This window comes from Streptomyces albofaciens JCM 4342, assembly GCF_008634025.1.
Taxonomy (GTDB): domain Bacteria; phylum Actinomycetota; class Actinomycetes; order Streptomycetales; family Streptomycetaceae; genus Streptomyces; species Streptomyces albofaciens.
On record NZ_PDCM01000001.1, the window covers coordinates 4,550,169 to 4,567,146 of the forward strand.

Sequence of the window (16,978 nt, forward strand, 5' to 3'; positions counted from 1 at the left end):
CTCCGGCTGCGGAAGGTCCCGGCCGCTGACGATCGAGGAGACAACATGCCGCAGGACACCTCGCACCGGTTCGAACGGGCGCCCAGGGCCGCCTTCGGCCCCGACGCCTACACCCGCGAGCTGCACGGGAAAGCGCCGATCAGCAAGGTCGAGATAGGCCCGATACGCGACTCGGACGCCGGCCGCGCGTCGGTCTGGCTGGTCACCGGCTACCACGAGGTGCGCCAGGTCCTCGGCGACCACGTACGGTTCGGCAACGGCTTCGCCTCCGGCCCGGTGTACGGGACCCCGAGCCGCTTCCGGCCGCCGGAGGTCGTCGGGCACCTGATGGACTACGACCCGCCCGAGCACACCCGTCTGCGCCGGATGCTGACCCCGGCGTTCACGGTCCGGCGGATGCGGCAGCTGGAACCCCGTATCGAAGCGGTCGTGGCGCGGTGCCTGGACGGTGTGGCCAAGGCCGGGCAGCCCGCCGACCTCGTGGAACGGTTCGCCCGCCCGGTCTCGGGCGAGGCGCTGTGCGAACTGCTCGGGGTGCCGCGCGACGACCGTACGGACTTCGTCCGCCGCGTCCAGTGGCAGCTCGAACAGGACCGGCCGCGCAGGCAGCGGGCCGACGCCGGCGAGTCGTACCTGCGCTACCTGGGCGCCATGGTGCGCCGCCGGCGCAAGGACCCCGACGACAGCTTCATCGGAACGCTCGTACGCGAGCACGGCGACCACATCACCGACGAGGAGCTGCGCGGCGTCTGCGGCGTGATGATGCTCGCCGGGCTCGACAACGTGTCCGGCATGATCAGTCTGGGCATCCTCGTCCTGCTCCAGCACCCGGACCAGCTCGCCGCGCTGCGCGCCGGCCCCGCGTCCGCGGACCGTGTCGTGGAGGAACTGCTGCGCTACCTGTCGGTGGCCCACGCGCCGCAGCGGCGGATCGCCCTGGAGGACGTCACCGTGGCGGGCCAGGTGATCAAAAAGGGCGAGCAGGTCCTGTGCTCGCTCCAGATGGCCAACCGCGACCCGGCCTTCCTCCCGGATCCCGACCGCTTCGACGCCACCCGCGACCCCGCACCCCACGTCGCCTTCGGCCACGGCATCCACCACTGCATCGGCGCCGCGATGTCCAGGATGGAACTGCGCATCGCCTACCGCGCCCTGTGGAACCGCTTTCCCGGGCTGCGGCCGGCCGTCCCCGTGGAGGAGATCGCGTACCGGACCAACGCGGTGGCGGACGGGGTGGTGGAGCTGCCGGTGGAGTGGTGACGCGTGCTCCGCGCCCGCCGCTCGGCGTCCCGGCCGCCGGCCGGGTGACCCGCGTCTCACCTGCCCGGGGCCGCTTGCCTATGCAACTCGTTGCATAGCAGGATCGGGGTATGGCGCTCGAACACGCGATCCTCGTCTCCCTGCTGGAGAAGCCCGGCTCCGGCTATGAGCTGGCCCGGCGGTTCGAGCGGTCCATCGGCTACTTCTGGACCGCCACCCACCAGCAGATCTACCGCGTCCTCAAGCGCATGGAGAACGACGGCTGGGTGGATGTCCGCGAGGTCCCGCAGCAGGCGCGGCCGGACAAGAAGGAGTACTCCGTCGCCGCCCTCGGCCGCGACGCCCTGTCCCGGTGGCTGCACGAGCCGATCGAGCCCGAGAGCGTACGGCACGACCTCGCCGTGAAGATCCGCGGCGCGGCCTTCGACGACCCGGCCGCGCTGATCCGCGAGGTCGAACGGCACCACCGGGCGCACACCGACCGGCTCGCGCACTACCTCGCGGGGGAGCGGCGCGACTTCACCGGCCCCGAAGCACCCGCGGCGCCCGATGCCGGGCAGCAGCTCCAGCACGTCGTCCTGCGCGGCGGCATCGCGTACGAGCGGATGACGATCGCCTGGCTGGAGGACGTGCTCGCCACGCTCCACCGCCTGCGGAGCGAGGGGTGAGGGCCGGACCGTCCGCGCCGGCCGGCCGCACGTCCCGGCGCGCGCCCGGCGGTCCGTAGCGCACCCGCCCCCGCCCCCGTACACCCCAGCTTCCTCCCCGACCCTCACCCGACCCCGAAAGGCGCGTCCCATGGCCGACCCGCTGCTCTTCAACCCCCGCACCTACGACCCGGCGCACTTCGACCCCGAGACCCGCAGGCTGCTGCGCGCCACCGTCGACTGGTTCGAGGACCGCGGCAAGCGCAAGCTGATCGAGGACTACCGCTCGCGGGCCTGGCTGGCCGACTTCCTCGCGTTCGCGGCGAAGGAGAAGCTGTTCGCCACCTTCCTCACCCCGGCCTCCGCCGCCGACGGCCACCCGGAGAAGCGCTGGGACACCGCCCGCATCGCCGCCCTCAACGAGATCTTCGGCTTCTACGGCCTCGACTACTGGTACGCCTGGCAGGTCACCATCCTCGGCCTCGGCCCGGTCTGGCAGAGCGACAACACCGCCGCCCGCGCCCGGGCGGCCGAACTCCTCGACCAGGGTGAGGTGTTCGCGTTCGGGCTCTCCGAGAAGGCGCACGGCGCCGACATCTACAGCACCGACATGCTGCTGGAGCCCGACGGCGACGGCGGCTTCCGCGCGAGCGGTGCCAAGTACTACATCGGCAACGGCAACGCCGCCGGACTCGTCTCCGTCTTCGGCCGCCGCACCGACATCGAGGGCCCGGACGGCTACGTCTTCTTCGCCGCCGACAGCCGCCACCCGGCGTACCGCCTGGTGAAGAACGTCGTCGACTCCTCCAAGTACGTCAGCGAGTTCCGCCTCGACGACTACCCCGTCGGCCCGGACGACGTCCTGCACACCGGCCGCGCCGCCTTCGACGCCGCGCTGAACACCGTCAACGTCGGCAAGTTCAACCTCTGCACCGCCTCCATAGGCATCTGCGAGCACGCGATGTACGAGGCCGTCACCCACGCCCACAACCGCATCCTGTACGGCCGTCCCGTCACCGCTTTCCCGCACGTGCGCCGCGAGCTGACCGACGCCTACGTGCGCCTGGCCGGGATGAAGCTGTTCAGCGACCGCGCCGTGGACTACTTCCGCTCCGCCGGGCCCGACGACCGCCGCTACCTGCTCTTCAACCCGATGACGAAGATGAAGGTGACCACCGAGGGTGAGAAGGTCATCGACCTCATGTGGGACGTCATCGCCGCCAAGGGATTCGAGAAGGACACCTACTTCGCCCAGGCCGCCACCGAGATCCGGGGGCTGCCGAAGCTGGAGGGCACGGTCCACGTCAACCTCGCGCTGATCCTGAAGTTCCTGGGCAACCACCTGCTGAACCCGGCCGCGTACGAGCCCGTGCCCACCCGCCTGGACGCGGCCGACGACGCGTTCCTCTTCCGCCAGGGCCCGGCCCGCGGCCTGGGATCCGTGCGGTTCCACGACTGGCGCCCCGCCTTCGACGCGTACGCCGCGCTGCCCAACGTCGCGCGCTTCCGCGAACAGGCGGACGCGCTGTGCGAGTTCGTCACCACCGCCGCGCCCGACGAGCAGCAGAGCCGCGACCTCGACCTGCTGCTCGCCGTCGGCCAGCTCTTCGCGCTGGTCGTGCACGGCCAGCTGATCCTGGAACAGGCCCGCCTGACCGGCCTGGACGAGGACGTCCTGGACGAGCTGTTCGCCGTCCTCGTCCGGGACTTCTCCGCGTACGCCGTCGAACTGCACGGCAAGGACTCCGCCACCGACGCCCAGCAGCGCTGGGCCCTGGCCGCGGTCCGCCGCCCGGTCGTCGACGAGGCCCGCTCGGCCCGCGTCTGGGAGCGCGTGGAGGCGCTGTCCGGGACGTACGAGATGGCGCCGTAGCACCGCGGGGGAGCGGCCCCGCCCGTACGTCGGATACTCGACGTGGGCGGGGCCGTCATCGTGGACGGGGCCGACGGGCATCCGTGACCAGGGAGGTGGACGATCGTGACCGAGGCGATCCGAGGGTGGATCCTGACCCACCGCGCGCGCCCGTTCCTGGAGCTGCTGTCGCGCTATGCCGGGTACGACTTCGACGCGACGGACTGGGCCGCCGTCGAGGCCGGCGTGAAGGCCACCGACGCCGCGGACGCCGACGGCTGGTACTCGTACCCGCTCGTCGGCCGCTGCGACACCCTGGAAGTGCGGCTGGCGAACACCGTCGGCGGCGACGAGCTGTCGGTGGTCATCGTGGGGGCGGGGACGTACGAGATGTGTCTGCGCGCCGACACGCTGCTGACGGCGTTCGCCACGGATTGAGGCGGGCCCGGTGCGGGCCTCACGGGCGAGTTTTGGTCAAAGTTTTCCCGAACCCCGCGTTTCACGTGGGTATCCGGCATGCTCAGCACCACCAGGGCGGCCGTGGGGGGCGCCCGCAGAGCAAGGGGGAATTCCAGTGAGCCCATTGACGAAGCGCGCCAGACTCGCCGCGGCCGTCGCCGCACCGCTCCTCCTGTCGGGAGCCACGCTCACCGCGACGGCGCCCGCGGCCAGCGCCGCGCCCACCGGTGCGGAGGCGTGTACCCACCCCAGCTGGTCGAACAAGTCGCCCGGCAAGGGCACGGCCAAGGGCGCCGACGCCAAGGTCCGCACCGGCCCCAGCGAGGACTGCGGGGTCACCGCCACGGTCGGCACGTCCGTCGTGCTCCAGTACCACTGCTGGGTGAAGAACTCCGCGGGCAACAAGTGGACGCACGTCCGTATCGACGGTACGCAGATCAACGGCTGGGTCTACAACGGCAACCTGGACGACGGCGGGTCCGTCCACCCGGACAACAAGTGCTGAGGGACAGCTGACCGACGCTTCTCCTGAAGGCCGCGCACCGCACGGGAACAGCGGCGGTGTGGCCCGGGAGGGCGGTGGTTCCGGGGGCGCCGCGGCCGGTGGCCGCGGCGCTGCCGTTCGGGCGCCGTACCTGGCAGCCGATCGTCGGGGCCCGGCCCGAGTGGGCGGGGCGGACCGGGCGGGCGGGGCGGGGCGCCGGGCCGAGCCCGATGACCTCTTGATCCGTCCGTAGTATCAACTGTCGAACCATTGCGCGGAATATCATCCGACCGGTTGGGGTGGCACGGTCGAAACGCCATGACATAGGTTCAAAAACGGTCACTTGGCGATCTGGAGCGTTCTTTCGCGAAGGTTTCATTGATTCGTGAACCTTCTGCTTCGTCTTCGCGTGCGGGGTCCGTAAGCTGCCAGCAGTCCCCGCCGCAGGCCCGCCGTCCGGACCGCGCCACCCACTGGAGCAGCCGAGGAGTTGACCGCCATGGACACCCGGTGCCCGGAGCAGAAGGAGGGCTGCCGGATCGTCCGTCCGGTGGGCGAACTCGACCTGGCGACATCGGCCGCACTCCGCGACGAGCTGAGAGGGAACGATGCTGCACCCTCGGCCCGCGTCATCGCCGACCTGCGGCGCGTGACCTTCATCGACAGCAGCGGGCTGGAGGAACTGCGCACCGCGCAGGCGCGGTGCGAGGCGGTCGGCGGCTGGCTGCGCCTGGTCTACGACCACCGTTCCATCGATCTGCTGCTGCAACTGACCGGGCTGGAGCAGCAGTTCCCCCGGTACGCCGACGTCGACGACGCCCGGAACGGCCGCCCCTCGCTGCCCTGTCCCCCGGCGCCCCGGTGACGAGGGACCGGTGAGCGTGGACTGACGACCGCTCCGGACGCCTGCCCGTTCAGGATCCGGGCGGCCCCGCGTTCACCGGATACGTCGGCGGCCAGGCGGGGCGGTCCGCGACCGGCAGGCTGGCCAGGGCCCGGGTGACGCTGGGGAAGACGGCCAGCACCTCTCTGCTTCCGGTGCTGTCCAGCGTCCACAGCACACGGCGGCCCACGCACGCCAGCAGCAGGCGGCCGCCCCGGCGGCTGAGCAGCCAGTGCAGTCCCAGCAGGCAGTTCAGGCCGCGGGAATTGCAGTAGACCAGCGCCGAACAGTCCAGAACCACGTACCAGTAACCGGCGTCGACATGGCCGCCCATCGTCGTACGGAAATACTGCTCCCCGAGGTGGTCGAGGGCCCCGCTGACGCGTATCACCGCGCACGCGTCGCAGTCGGCGACCATGTTGACCAGCAACCCGTCAGCGTGCGGCATATCGCACCTCCGAGCGGCGTCCGCTCCAACACCCCATGAGCCGGGCAGAACACGCTATCCGTAGGCGGGCGGGGGTACCAGGCACGGCCGTCCCGGGGACCGGCCCTTGCGCCACCCCGGAAATTGGGGGGCGCGGGGGCCGGTCGTCCCGGCGCGCACCGCCAGAAGGTCCCTCAGCCGCCGTGCGGCCGTGTGGCCCCGAACACGGCGTTCCGGCGGGTGCCGAGGCGGCGGGCGCCGTTACGGGAGGAACGGCCCCCGGCCGCCAGGCGTGCGGCGCCGGGCCCGGGTGCGGGCAGCAACGCGAACGGTCGCGCGAGCGGCACCAGCTGCAACACGCGGTACACGCACCGGGGCGGCTGGCGCAGATAGGTTTCCCCGCCGTGCGCGGCCACGCGGGACCGTACCTCGCACAGCCACTGCAGACCGCTGCAGTCGAAGAAGGTGACCTCGCTCAGATCCAGCACCACCGTGCGCACGGCGGGCGACGACACCTGGGGGAGGGCGGGGGCGAGGCGCTGGGCCAGCTCCAGGTCGAGATCGCCGCGCACCCACAGCAGCAGCGTCTCCCCGTCCCGCCGCGCGCGCCAGCACGGCCCGTCGCCCCGGCGGTACGGTCCGGTGATCCACCCGAGCTGCCCGCGGTCCTGCCGCCACCATCGGCGGCCGGAAAGCGTGAGCCGGCGCGCGGACGTGCCGCGGCCACGGAAGTAGCGTGAGCAGAGACCGGTCACAGGCGTCTCCTCCGTCGGTGGACGTGCCCCGCCCTTGGCGGGGACGGCCGGGCAGCCGCGGCCGAGCGCAGTGGGCGGGCCGACGCCTTCCAGGGCGTCGCGTCGGCCCCGTCCGTCGGCCTCATCCGGTGTGATGCCCTCGATTCCGCACGGACAAGCACCCGCCACGAAGCCGTCCCACCGGAGGCACGCGTAACCCGGACACCTGAGCGGCCGCCCGGCCACTGTGCGACGCGGCCGTCGGGCGGCCGTTCGGGCGGCCCGAGCCAGTGCGGGTGCGCGGACGGGGAGCGGCTGATCCGGAGCCGGGGCGGGGGCGGGACCGCCTGATCCGGGGCCGGTGCCGGGTCGGGAGCCTTTGGTCCCGGCACTGGCTCCTGTTCCCGTTCCCGTTCCCGCTCCCGTACGGGAACCCGTGCCGGCGCCGCCGGTGCTCGTGGCCGTTGGCGCGGCCGGACGTACCCGAGCGGCGGTGTGGACTTCCGGGGACACGACCCGACTTCCGTGCGTGGCTGTCATTCGAACCGGGCATGAGTGGTACAGACCAACCGTCACGAACCGGCCACCGAGGCGCGACCCAAGGGGGCCGACCGGCCCTTGGGGGGAGTGAGCCGAACGTTGCGTACCCGTCGCGCCCGCGTCCGGACCACGCGTGTCGAATACCTCTTACCCCACGCCCGGGAAACGGTCTTCTGGGCCCGATGGCTGACCGCCGCCTTTCTGACCCGGAACCCCGTCGGCGGAGCCGCGTCCGGCGACCCGGCCGACGCCTACCTGATCGTCACCGAACTGGTCGCCAACGTCACCCGCCACACCCGCAGCAGCTGCCGGCTGCGGCTGTACGTCGCGGCCGGTGCCCTGACCGTCGAGGTGAGCGACGACAGCCCGGACCGCCCCCGCTTCCGCCCGCCCGGCCCCGGCGACGAGAGCGGACGCGGCCTCCTCATCGTCTGCGCCCTCGCCCGCACCCTCGACGTCCTGGACACCCCCACGGGCGGCAAGACGATCCGCGCGACACTGAGCGCGGCCCGGCCGCGGGGATCCGGCCTCGTGTCCCCGGCTGCCGTGACGTGGCCGGGGGTATGACGCAGGCCCTGGGCGCCGGAAGAAGTTTCGAGACTCCACTGCCGCCCGATGCGGTTTCGCGTGGCGGAGGCGGTGCGGCGCGGAAGGGTGTCCTCGGCGTCGAAATGCGCGTCAGCGCGACCCTGACGGACCTCTTCGTCCGCAACCCCGCTCTCCACTTGCCTGCCGGGCCGGCAGGGAGCTTCCCACGACCGTGCTCCCTGTTGACCGCTCGGACCGCCCGCACCTGCCTGGCGCGGTGACGCGGCTTGGCGCTTATGCCGCTTCTTGGGTTTTTGCCACAGGGTGAACCGAAGCGCGTTAGCTTTCCCTGAGGCGGGGATGTCATCAACAGGGCCGCCGGAAAGGGTGGGAGGAGGAACCGGTCGTCGGCCGTGCGGTTCCAGGCGCCGAGGCGTCACGTCGCACGAGCGAGTCATGCCGTTCCGCGGCGCTGGGACACCGACGTCAGGAAGTTCGGATGAGCGGGAAGGCGCGGCCGGAGCCAGGGTTCTCGCCCGAGAGGCTGGTCTTCTTCACGGACGCGATCTTCGCGATCGCGATGACGCTGCTGGCCGTCGAATTGAAGCGCCCCGACGAGAAGGAACTCGCGTCGGCCCGTGCGCTGGGCGGTTTCCTGGTGGACCAGCGGGACGCGTATCTGGCGTTCGCGCTGGCAGCTCCGTACGGCGGAGCGTTGATCTCCCGCATGCGCACGTCCACGGTGCAGGTCCCGAGGCGGCGCAGTTAGGCGTTCATGGCTCTGCGAACGCCTTCCAGTATGTAGTTGACCGCTGAGGACCGGGGCCCCGCGCGCTCCGGAAGGCCGGCTTTCGACCGTGCAGCGCCACGCTCGAAAAAGCCTCTGTAGCCCGGCGCGTCAAAGCGTCGAGAAAGCCCCTGAGTGCCACTCTCAGGGATTTTGCCGCCAGACAGACAGGGGGGATTGTCTTGCGGGCTCGACGGCGGCGAGGCGGGCGCCTGTGCGCCTTCTCGCCCCGGGAACGCGTCAGGGTTTCGGTAGCCTGAAAAGCGTCCCGTTGCCCTTCCGGTGCCGGGTCCTGCGGCCCCCGAGGGTCTACTTCGGCGTGCCCGCGACGCGTTTTCCGTCCAGCGATCCGACCGTTCTCGCGCCGAGGCGCGCGGGAGCGGTGCGGTTTGCCGTGCCCGAAAAGAGAGCTTTGTGACCACTTCCGACACTCACGCTGCTTCCGGTGTCTCCGGCGCCCAGCAGAACGGCCATCCCGGGTCCGCCGCGTACGACGCCACCGCGATCACCGTCCTCGACGGGCTCGATGCCGTACGCAAGCGGCCCGGCATGTACATCGGCTCCACGGGCGAGCGGGGCCTGCACCATCTGGTGCAGGAGATCGTGGACAACTCCGTCGACGAGGCGCTGGCCGGGGTGGCCGACCGTATCGACGTGACGATCCTGGCCGACGGCGGCGTGCGGGTGGTCGACAACGGGCGCGGCATCCCGGTGGGCATGCATCCGGTGGAGAAGAAGCCGGCCGTGGAAGTCGTGCTGACGGTGCTGCACGCGGGCGGCAAGTTCGGGGACGGCGGATACGCGGTCTCCGGCGGTCTGCACGGTGTGGGCCTGTCGGTGGTCAACGCGCTCTCGACCAGGCTGTCGGCGGAGATCTGGACCGACGGCCACCGGTGGACCCAGGAGTACGAGGACGGAGCGCCGACGGCGCCGCTGGCCCGCCACGAGGCCACCTCGAAGACGGGCACCTCCCTGACGTTCTGGGCGGACGGCGGCATCTTCGAGACCACCGAGTACTCCTTCGAGACGCTGGCCGGACGGTTCCGGGAGATGGCCTTCCTCAACCGGGGGCTGACCCTGACCCTCACCGACGAGCGTGCGTCGGCCCGCGCGGCGGCCGCGGCCGGCGAAGCGGGTCCGGACACCGCCGGGGAGCAGGCCGCGAAGACGGCCAACTACCGCTATGACGGCGGCGTCACCGACTTCGTCGCCTACCTCAATGCCCGCAAGGGCGAGCCGGTCCACCCCTCCGTCATCTCCATCACCGCCGAGGATGCCGAGCGGCCGCTGTCGGTGGAAGTGGCGCTGCAGTGGAACAGCCAGTTCGCCGACAGTGTCCACTCCTACGCCAACACCATCCACACCCACGAGGGCGGCACCCATGAGGAGGGCTTCCGTACGGCGCTGACCACGGTCGTCAACCGGTATGCCCGGGAGAAGAGGATGCTGCGGGAGAAGGACGGCAACCTCACGGGTGAGGACATCCGCGAGGGGCTGACGGCGATCATCTCGGTCAAGCTGGGGGAGCCGCAGTTCGAGGGCCAGACCAAGACCAAGCTGGGCAACAGCGAAGCCAGGACGTTCGTACAGAAGGTCGTGCACGAGCACCTGACGGACTGGTTCGACAGCAACCCCCATGAGGCGGCCGACATCGTCCGCAAGGCGACACAGGCGGCCACCGCCCGGCTGGCGGCGCGCAAGGCCCGGGACCTGACCCGCCGCAAGGGCCTGCTGGAGTCGACGGCCCTGCCGGGCAAGCTGTCCGACTGCCGGTCGAGCGATCCGGCGAAGAGCGAGATCTTCATCGTCGAGGGCGATTCCGCCGGCGGCTCGGCCAAGTCCGGCCGCGACCCGCGGTACCAGGCGATCCTGCCCATCCGCGGCAAGATCCTCAACGTCGAGAAGGCCCGTATCGACAAGATCCTGCACAACCAGGAGGTCCAGTCGATGATCTCCGCGTTCGGCACGGGCGTGCACGAGGACTTCGGCATCGAGAAGCTCCGCTACCACAAGATCATCCTGATGGCGGACGCCGACGTCGACGGCCAGCACATCAACACCCTGCTGCTGACCTTCCTGTTCCGCTTCATGCGGCCGCTGATCGAGCAGGGGCACGTCTACCTCTCCCGCCCGCCGCTCTACAAGATCAAGTGGGGCCGGGACCACGTCGAGTACGCCTACTCCGACCGCGAACGCGACGTACTCCTGGAACGGGGACGGCAGGAAGGCCACCGAGTCAGGGACGACTCCGTCCAACGCTTCAAGGGCCTGGGCGAGATGAACGCCGAGGAACTGCGCACCACGACCATGGACCAGGAGCACCGGGTCCTGGGCCGGGTCACCCTCGACGACGCGGCCGTCGCCGACGCCCTCTTCTCCGTCCTGATGGGCGAGGACGTCGAGGCCCGGCGCTCCTTCATCCAGCGCAACGCCAAGGACGTGCGCTTCCTCGACATCTGATCGGACCGCTGGCCGGCCGCACCAGCAGGTCGGCGATCAGCTCGTCCCGCCCGAAGAACCAGCGGGCCTGCGCTTCCTCACAGGCCGCCAGCTCCGGATACGGGCACTGTCCCGGCCCCGGTCCGGGCTCCGCACGGCGTGCCTCACGGACGCCGTGCGTGTAGTGCACGTGCAGGTCACGCCCGGCGAGGTTCAGGTCCCGCAGGGCTTGGTAGACCCGGGTCTGGGCCGAGGCATGGGGCCACTGGCGCGGTTCCTCGCCGTCCCCGGGTGGTTCGCCGGGCGGATTCACCGTTCGGTGATGTGCTGGTCACGTCCGGCCTGGTACACCCGTCCCTCACCCGACGCCGACGCTCTGAGCACCTGTGACCCCGCCCAGGACTGTTCCCGGGGCGGCAGCACCGGGATGATCACCTGGTCCAGCAGCCGCCTCAGCTCGCCTTCCAGCTCCGGCCTCTCGCGCAGAAGCAGGCTCAGCCGGTGCCGCCAGTCGGACACCAGCGCCGCCTCACCGGCCGCGTCCTGGGCCTGCCGTACGGTCAGAATGCGGGCCCGGACCTCCTCCAGTTCGCTGTCGACGGCTTCGGCCTGCTGCGGGTGGACCCGGCGCCACCACGCCACGACGGCATCGCGCGTCTGCTGCCAGGCGTCCGTGGCCATCGCGCTCACCACGGCCGTCCCGGCGGTCATCACGATCGGGTCCATACCGCTTCGCCTCCCCGTTCGGCACGGGCCTGAGGGAACCACGGTACACACGGCCCCCGTTACCGCCACCCCCTCGTGAGGCCCTCGGGCGACGCGCTCCTCCGGGGAAGCGGGACGGGAGCCGAGACGGCGTGCACCGGAAACGCTGGGGATGTCTGCGGATGCGCGACCGGGGTAAAGGGCGCGGTTCTTCCTGTGCCCGTCGATTGTTCGGCGTGTGTTTGTCCAGCGCGGTCTCCTGACACTGAACAACGAGTCGCGGCTATACCGGACGCGAACAGGCCGCCTCGCCGCGGCGAGGCGGCCGGCAATCGATCGGGGAGGCGTGCAGCGGGAAACGCCGCCGCTTTTCCGGCAACGCTGGGGAGGGCTTCATGAGATTCGTCAAGGCCGGTATCGCGGCAGCAGCCGCCCTGGTCGTCGCCGTCGCGGTGCCCGCAGCCGGCCAGACCGGTGGTGATGCGGAGAAGACCGCGCCACAACAGCCCCGAGTGCTCACCGCGGCCGAGGTGAAAGCGGAGAAACGGCCTTGCGGTCTATCGGTCGACCAGCCGGGAGGTACGGGCGCACCGGCTTGGATCTATTGGAACAACTGCTGGGCGGACAACCACGGCCTGAGCGAGACGCCGGTCTTCTCGAACGGCAAGGGAAACACCTACACCTATGTCCGGGTGTGCCAGTACATCGCGCCCGGCCGCACCGAGGGGTGGTATTTCCCCGCGGGTTCCTTCCCTCCGGAGCCGGCGAGTGTCACCGGGGTCACCTACTGCAAGTGAGCACCGATGTCGGCAGAAACGTAGCGGATTCCGCCGGAAGACACCGTGCTGACATTGCCGTGCGGTCCCAAAGGGCAGATCTAGGCAGCGGGCCCCGGCAAGCGCCGCAGGGACCGCTGCCGTCCGCGCAATACGGCGGGACAAACGTCCGTCACCGCTGTGCCGGAACATGACGGTCGTGGCTCCCGCCGGCCCGGCCTCCTCCCGGTAGCCGGGCCGTACAGCCTCCCGGCCGAAGGGAAGGGCGTGCCGTCGGCTCCGCGTCTCGATCAGTTCGTGCCTGCGCAGCCTCCGATGGACGCTTCATGTTCGCCGGGTATACCGGAGGCTCGTTGTTCAGGGGCGCGGCGGCGCATTGAACAAACACTCACCGAACAACGGGCCGGCCGGGTTGCAGCAGGGGATGACGTGCCTCAGCCCCGGTCCCGGTGGTTGACGGACAGTTCCGCGCAGGGAGGTGTGTAGGCGACCCCGGGGAAGTACCGGTTCCACTGGGCGCGGGTGATGACGGGATGAACGGTGCGGCAGATGCGGGCGGTGACGCGGTCCAGGTCGGTGTCCCACAGCTTCAAGGAGCCGTCCGCGTCCGTGGTGGCGAGGAGAGCCCCGCGGGGGTGGAAGGCCACTGAGTAGATCTTGGCGGTGTGCCCGGTGAGCCGCGCTGTCTCCACGGGGTGCCGTGGGGCGGCGGTGTCCCACAGGCGGACGACCTGGTCGTTGCCCACGCTGGCGAGGCTGGTGCCGTCGGGGCTGAAGGCCGCGTCCTGGAGAGTGGCGGAATGCGCGCGCAGCACCGACAGCTCGCGGGCCGATCCCGCCGGTGTCACGGCGCGCAGTCTGAGGGTACGGTCCGCGCTGTAGCTCACCAGGAGGTCGCCGCGGGAGGCGAAGGTCAGGCCGGTGACGTCCGTGTGACCGTTCATGCCGCGCAATTGCCCGGGATTCCGGGGGTCGGTGACGTCCCAGAGCCGCACGATGGAATTGACACCGCCGGCGGCCAGGACGGTGCCGCCGGGGTGGAAGCTCACCGACGTGAGGGAACCGGTGTGGCCGGCGATGGCGGCCAGGCGGCGGGGCCGTGCCGGATGCGTGAGGTCCCACAGACGGATGGTCCGGTCCGTGCCGCCACTGGCCAGGAGGCGGCCGCCGGGGTGGAAGGCGACCGACATGACACCGGAGCCGGGGCCGCCAGGAGTGCCGGTGGGCCCGGGGAGAGTGGTGATGTGCTCGGGGCGGCGGGGGTGGGTGACGTCCCACAGCTGGATCGTGTGCGCCGCGCCGCCCGCGGCGAGCAACCTGCCGTCGGGGCTGAAGGCCACCGTATGGACGGCTTCGCCCTGGCCGGTGAGGACGGCAAGGCGGGTGGGCGCGGCGGGATCGGTGACGTCCCAGAGCCGGACCGTGTGGTCGGCGCTCCCGGTGGCCAGCACCCGTCCGTCGGGGCTGAAGGCCACGCTGTAGATGATGTCGGTGTGGCGTGCGGTCAGGGCGCGCAGGTCCTCCAGGCGGACGCTGTAGTCGTCGCTGGCGGTGGCCAACGTGGTGCCGTCCGGGCTGAACGCGGCCCAGGAGACCATGTCGGTGTGACCGGTCAGGACGGTCAGCGGCGTCGGCGGGCCACCCGGCCCGGCAGTGAGCCAGATCCGTACGGTGTCGTCGGTGCCGGCACTGGCCAGCATTTCGCCGTCGGGGCTGAAGGCGAGAGCGTTGATGACGTCGGTGTGGCCGGCGAGCGACGCGGTGCGCGCACGGGGCTCGGAGACGGTGGTGATGTCCCACAGCTGGATGGTCCGGCCGGTCCCGGCGGTGGCCAGCGTCTTGCCGTCGGGGCTGAAGGCTGTCGCATAGCCCGCCGAGGCCAGGGTGGTGAGGTGGCGGGGGCGAGCGGGGAGGGTGACGTCCCACAGGTGGGTCGTGGCGTCGTGGTCGGCGGTGGCCAGCGTCTTGCCGCTGGGGCTGAAGGCCACGGAGCTGACGTTGTCGCGATGCTTCCTCAGGACGGCCAGCGTGCGGGGTCTGCGGGGATCGGCCACGTCCCACAGCCGCGCCGTACCGTCCTGGCCCGCTGTGGCCAGCAACGAGCCCGTGGGGTGGAAGGCCAGCGCGCTGATGTCCGCCGAGTGGCCCGTGACCACGGACAGGCGACGGGGCTGTCGCGGGTCGGTGACATCCCACAGGCGCACCGTCCGGTCCCAGCCGACGGTGGCCAGTACACGGCCGTCCGCGCGGAAGGCGGCAGCCTGGACGGTGGCGGTGTGCCCCCTCAGGGTCGACAGTTCCCGGGGACGGTACCGGTTCCTGACGTCCCAGAGCTTGGTGGTCCTGTCCATGCTGGTGGTCGCGACCACGGTGCCGTCGGGGCTGAAGGCCGCGTGGGTGGTGCCGCGGTGGTGCCCGGTCAACCGCGTCGTGTACGGCTGGGAGGACGTGCCGAGCACACTGTCGCGCGTCTCGTCCTGCGGTGCCAGCCGGTGGGCGGCCAGCCGTAGCTGCGCCGCCAAGGCCGGATCCTTCACCTGCAGAGCGACGGCCTGCGCCACCGCCTTGCGCGCCAGCGCACTGTTGCGTTCGTCGGTCGCCCGGCGTTCGGCACCCACCGTGTAGAGCGCGGCCGCGGCGGACAGCACGACGAACACGGCGAGCAGTGCGACGAGTTGGCGCAGCCGGCGGGCGCGGCGGCGGACCGCGGCGCTCTCCGCGGACTCGGTGGACAGGCCGGCGTCCAAGAACGCCCGCTCGCGTACGGTCAGGGTTGTCCCGTCGTGGTGGAGGAGGCCCTTGGCCAGGGCAAGACGGGTGCCCCGGTACAGGGCGCCGGGGTCCCGGCCGAGCGCCTCCCACTCCTGGGCGGCCTCGGTGAGCTGGCGGTGCAGGCGCAGCCGGTCGCGGTCCTCGGCCAGCCACCGGCGCAGCCGGGGCCAGCTACGGATCAGCGCCTCGTGGGTGATCTCCACATGGCCACGGTCCAAGGTGAGCAGCCGGGCACGGGCCGCCCGGTCCAAGATGGCCGCGGTGTCGGCGGTCTCGTCGAGTTCGCTGCGCGGAATGCGACGTTTGGTGTCCTCGGTGCCCTCACCCAGAGCGGTCAGCCGCAGGAACAGTTCCCGGGCCAGGCGCTGTTGGTGTTCGGTGAGGGCTGCGTAAAGGGCTTCCGCGCTCTGGGTCAGTGCGCCGTCGAGCCCACCGGCCGCCTGGTAGCCGGCCAGCGACAGCGTGGTGCCCTGCCTGCGACGCCAGGTCTCCAGCAGAGCGTGGGAGAGCAGCGGCAGCATGCCCACCTGCCCGTGAACCTGCGCGGTCAGCGCCGCCAGGAGCGCCCCCTCGACCCGGCACCCGGCGCGGACGGCCGGCTGGACGATGGCCCGGTGCAGCTCGCAGCTGGTCATCGGCCCCAGTGTGACCTGCGCGTCGCACAACGCCTCCACCAGCTGCGCATGCTGGGTGCAGTGCGGGTAGAAGTCGGCACGTATGCCCAGCACCACGCGGCAGCGGCTGTTCGGAGCGTGTGCCGCGGTGACCAGCGCGGTGATGAAGGCGGCGCGCTCGCGCTCACTGCCGCATACGGTGAAGACCTCCTCGAACTGGTCCACCACCACGACGACCTCTGCCTCGTCCGAGATCTGGACCGCGATCTGACGCAGGACCCGGTTCAGCTCCGCGTGGTCGGCCAGGAGGTCGCTGCGCAGCCGGCCGGGGGCGCGGCGCGCATGCGGCGCCAGGTGGATCGCGCATTCCTCCAACGGGTGGCCACCGGGCGTGAAGAGCAAGGGAACGCACCGCGGGCTCCGAGTGCGCAGACAAGGCAAGAGGCCCGCTCGCAGCAGTGAGGACTTCCCCGCTCCCGAGGCGCCGAACAGGGCCACGAACCGCTGTCCTCGCAAGCGTGCTGCCAGCTCTTCGACCAGCCGCTCACGGCCGAAGAACCAGTCGGCGTCCTGTGCCCGGAAGGCCGCCAGCCCCGCGTACGGCGCGCACTCACCCTCTTCCGCGCCGGCTGTCTCCCGTGCTGTCGCCTCGGCGGCGAGCTCGGCCGCCACCTCCCGCCAGCGTCGCTCCCACTGCCGGACATCGCCCCCACAGGCGCGCGCATACGCCAACGCCACCGCCATGCTGGGCAGTTGACGCCCCGAAGCGGCCCCGGAGAGGGCCGCGGCCGAGTAGTGCGCACGCTCCGCCAGCACCCGGTACGTAGGACCGCCCGCCTGGGCCCGCAGCCGCCGGAGGTCCGCGGCGAACCGCAGCAGCGGACTGTCCCCCGGATCAAGAGGCCGCTCCGCGCGAGGCATCGGCTCACCTCCCCGAACCCCGCATTGTTCAGCATCCGTCTGTTCGCCACCAGCCACTGGATGCTGAACGACAGGTTCCTGCCGGGCCGGTGGCGTCGGTCCAGCCGCGGGCCGTCTTCACCTCCACATCGAGGGTGCGCACTGTCCCGA

Annotated in this window: 14 protein-coding genes; 10 read left to right on the forward strand and 4 right to left on the reverse strand. The window is 71.3% G+C overall.

Annotated features, from left to right (window positions below):
* Nucleotides 1–45: 45 nt before the first annotated feature.
* The 6 genes from CP973_RS20095 to CP973_RS20120 all read left to right on the forward strand — a co-directional run bounded on the left by CP973_RS20095 (nucleotide 46) and on the right by CP973_RS20120 (nucleotide 5,567).
* On the forward strand, nucleotides 46–1,260 hold the full coding sequence (locus CP973_RS20095; RefSeq protein ID WP_150242648.1) for a cytochrome P450: 1,215 nt from the start codon (nucleotides 46–48) through the stop codon (nucleotides 1,258–1,260).
* Nucleotides 1,261–1,370: 110 nt separating this feature from the next.
* Nucleotides 1,371–1,928, forward strand: a complete 558-nt coding sequence (locus CP973_RS20100) for a PadR family transcriptional regulator (RefSeq protein ID WP_150242651.1) — start codon at nucleotides 1,371–1,373, stop codon at nucleotides 1,926–1,928.
* Nucleotides 1,929–2,058: 130 nt separating this feature from the next.
* Nucleotides 2,059–3,780, forward strand: coding sequence for an acyl-CoA dehydrogenase family protein (locus CP973_RS20105; RefSeq protein WP_150242653.1), 1,722 nt, complete (start codon nucleotides 2,059–2,061; stop codon nucleotides 3,778–3,780).
* Nucleotides 3,781–3,885: 105 nt separating this feature from the next.
* On the forward strand, nucleotides 3,886–4,197 hold the full coding sequence (locus tag CP973_RS20110) for a hypothetical protein (protein ID WP_150242654.1): 312 nt from the start codon (nucleotides 3,886–3,888) through the stop codon (nucleotides 4,195–4,197).
* Between the two features lie 136 nt (nucleotides 4,198–4,333).
* On the forward strand, nucleotides 4,334–4,723 hold the full coding sequence (locus tag CP973_RS20115; protein WP_244409617.1) for an SH3 domain-containing protein: 390 nt from the start codon (nucleotides 4,334–4,336) through the stop codon (nucleotides 4,721–4,723).
* 478 nt (nucleotides 4,724–5,201) lie between these two features.
* Nucleotides 5,202–5,567 (forward strand): STAS domain-containing protein, encoded by a 366-nt coding sequence (locus CP973_RS20120; protein WP_150242656.1) that lies wholly within the window; start codon nucleotides 5,202–5,204, stop codon nucleotides 5,565–5,567.
* 49 nt (nucleotides 5,568–5,616) lie between these two features.
* On the opposite strand, the gene CP973_RS20125 is transcribed toward CP973_RS20120, so the two are convergent.
* Both CP973_RS20125 and CP973_RS20130 read right to left on the reverse strand, forming a co-directional pair.
* Entirely contained in the window at nucleotides 5,617–6,033 is a 417-nt protein-coding gene (locus tag CP973_RS20125; RefSeq protein WP_244409618.1) for an STAS domain-containing protein, read from the reverse strand.
* Between the two features lie 173 nt (nucleotides 6,034–6,206).
* Nucleotides 6,207–6,767 carry an STAS domain-containing protein gene (locus CP973_RS20130; RefSeq protein ID WP_167538387.1) on the reverse strand — a complete coding sequence of 187 codons (561 nt, stop codon included), beginning with the start codon at nucleotides 6,765–6,767 and terminating at the stop codon, nucleotides 6,207–6,209.
* Between the two features lie 618 nt (nucleotides 6,768–7,385).
* Between CP973_RS20130 and CP973_RS20135 the strand changes: the two genes are divergently transcribed.
* The 3 genes from CP973_RS20135 to gyrB all read left to right on the forward strand — a co-directional run bounded on the left by CP973_RS20135 (nucleotide 7,386) and on the right by gyrB (nucleotide 11,061).
* Nucleotides 7,386–7,853 carry an ATP-binding protein gene (locus tag CP973_RS20135; protein ID WP_167538388.1) on the forward strand — a complete coding sequence of 156 codons (468 nt, stop codon included), beginning with the start codon at nucleotides 7,386–7,388 and terminating at the stop codon, nucleotides 7,851–7,853.
* 460 nt (nucleotides 7,854–8,313) lie between these two features.
* A complete protein-coding gene (locus CP973_RS20140; RefSeq protein ID WP_150242661.1) occupies nucleotides 8,314–8,583 on the forward strand; it encodes a TMEM175 family protein in 270 nt (89 codons plus the stop codon).
* A 432-nt stretch (nucleotides 8,584–9,015) separates the two neighbouring features.
* Nucleotides 9,016–11,061, forward strand: coding sequence for a DNA topoisomerase (ATP-hydrolyzing) subunit B (gene gyrB, locus CP973_RS20145; protein ID WP_150242663.1), 2,046 nt, complete (start codon nucleotides 9,016–9,018; stop codon nucleotides 11,059–11,061).
* Nucleotides 11,062–11,349: 288 nt separating this feature from the next.
* Here gyrB and CP973_RS20150 read toward each other — a convergent pair whose 3' ends face one another.
* Entirely contained in the window at nucleotides 11,350–11,766 is a 417-nt protein-coding gene (locus CP973_RS20150; RefSeq protein ID WP_150242665.1) for a hypothetical protein, read from the reverse strand.
* A gap of 374 nt (nucleotides 11,767–12,140) precedes the next feature.
* On the opposite strand from CP973_RS20150, the gene CP973_RS20155 reads away from it, so the two are divergent.
* Nucleotides 12,141–12,542 (forward strand): hypothetical protein, encoded by a 402-nt coding sequence (locus CP973_RS20155; RefSeq protein WP_150242667.1) that lies wholly within the window; start codon nucleotides 12,141–12,143, stop codon nucleotides 12,540–12,542.
* 413 nt (nucleotides 12,543–12,955) lie between these two features.
* On the opposite strand, the gene CP973_RS20160 is transcribed toward CP973_RS20155, so the two are convergent.
* Entirely contained in the window at nucleotides 12,956–16,828 is a 3,873-nt protein-coding gene (locus tag CP973_RS20160; protein WP_150242669.1) for a WD40 repeat domain-containing protein, read from the reverse strand.
* Nucleotides 16,829–16,978 lie beyond the last annotated feature (150 nt).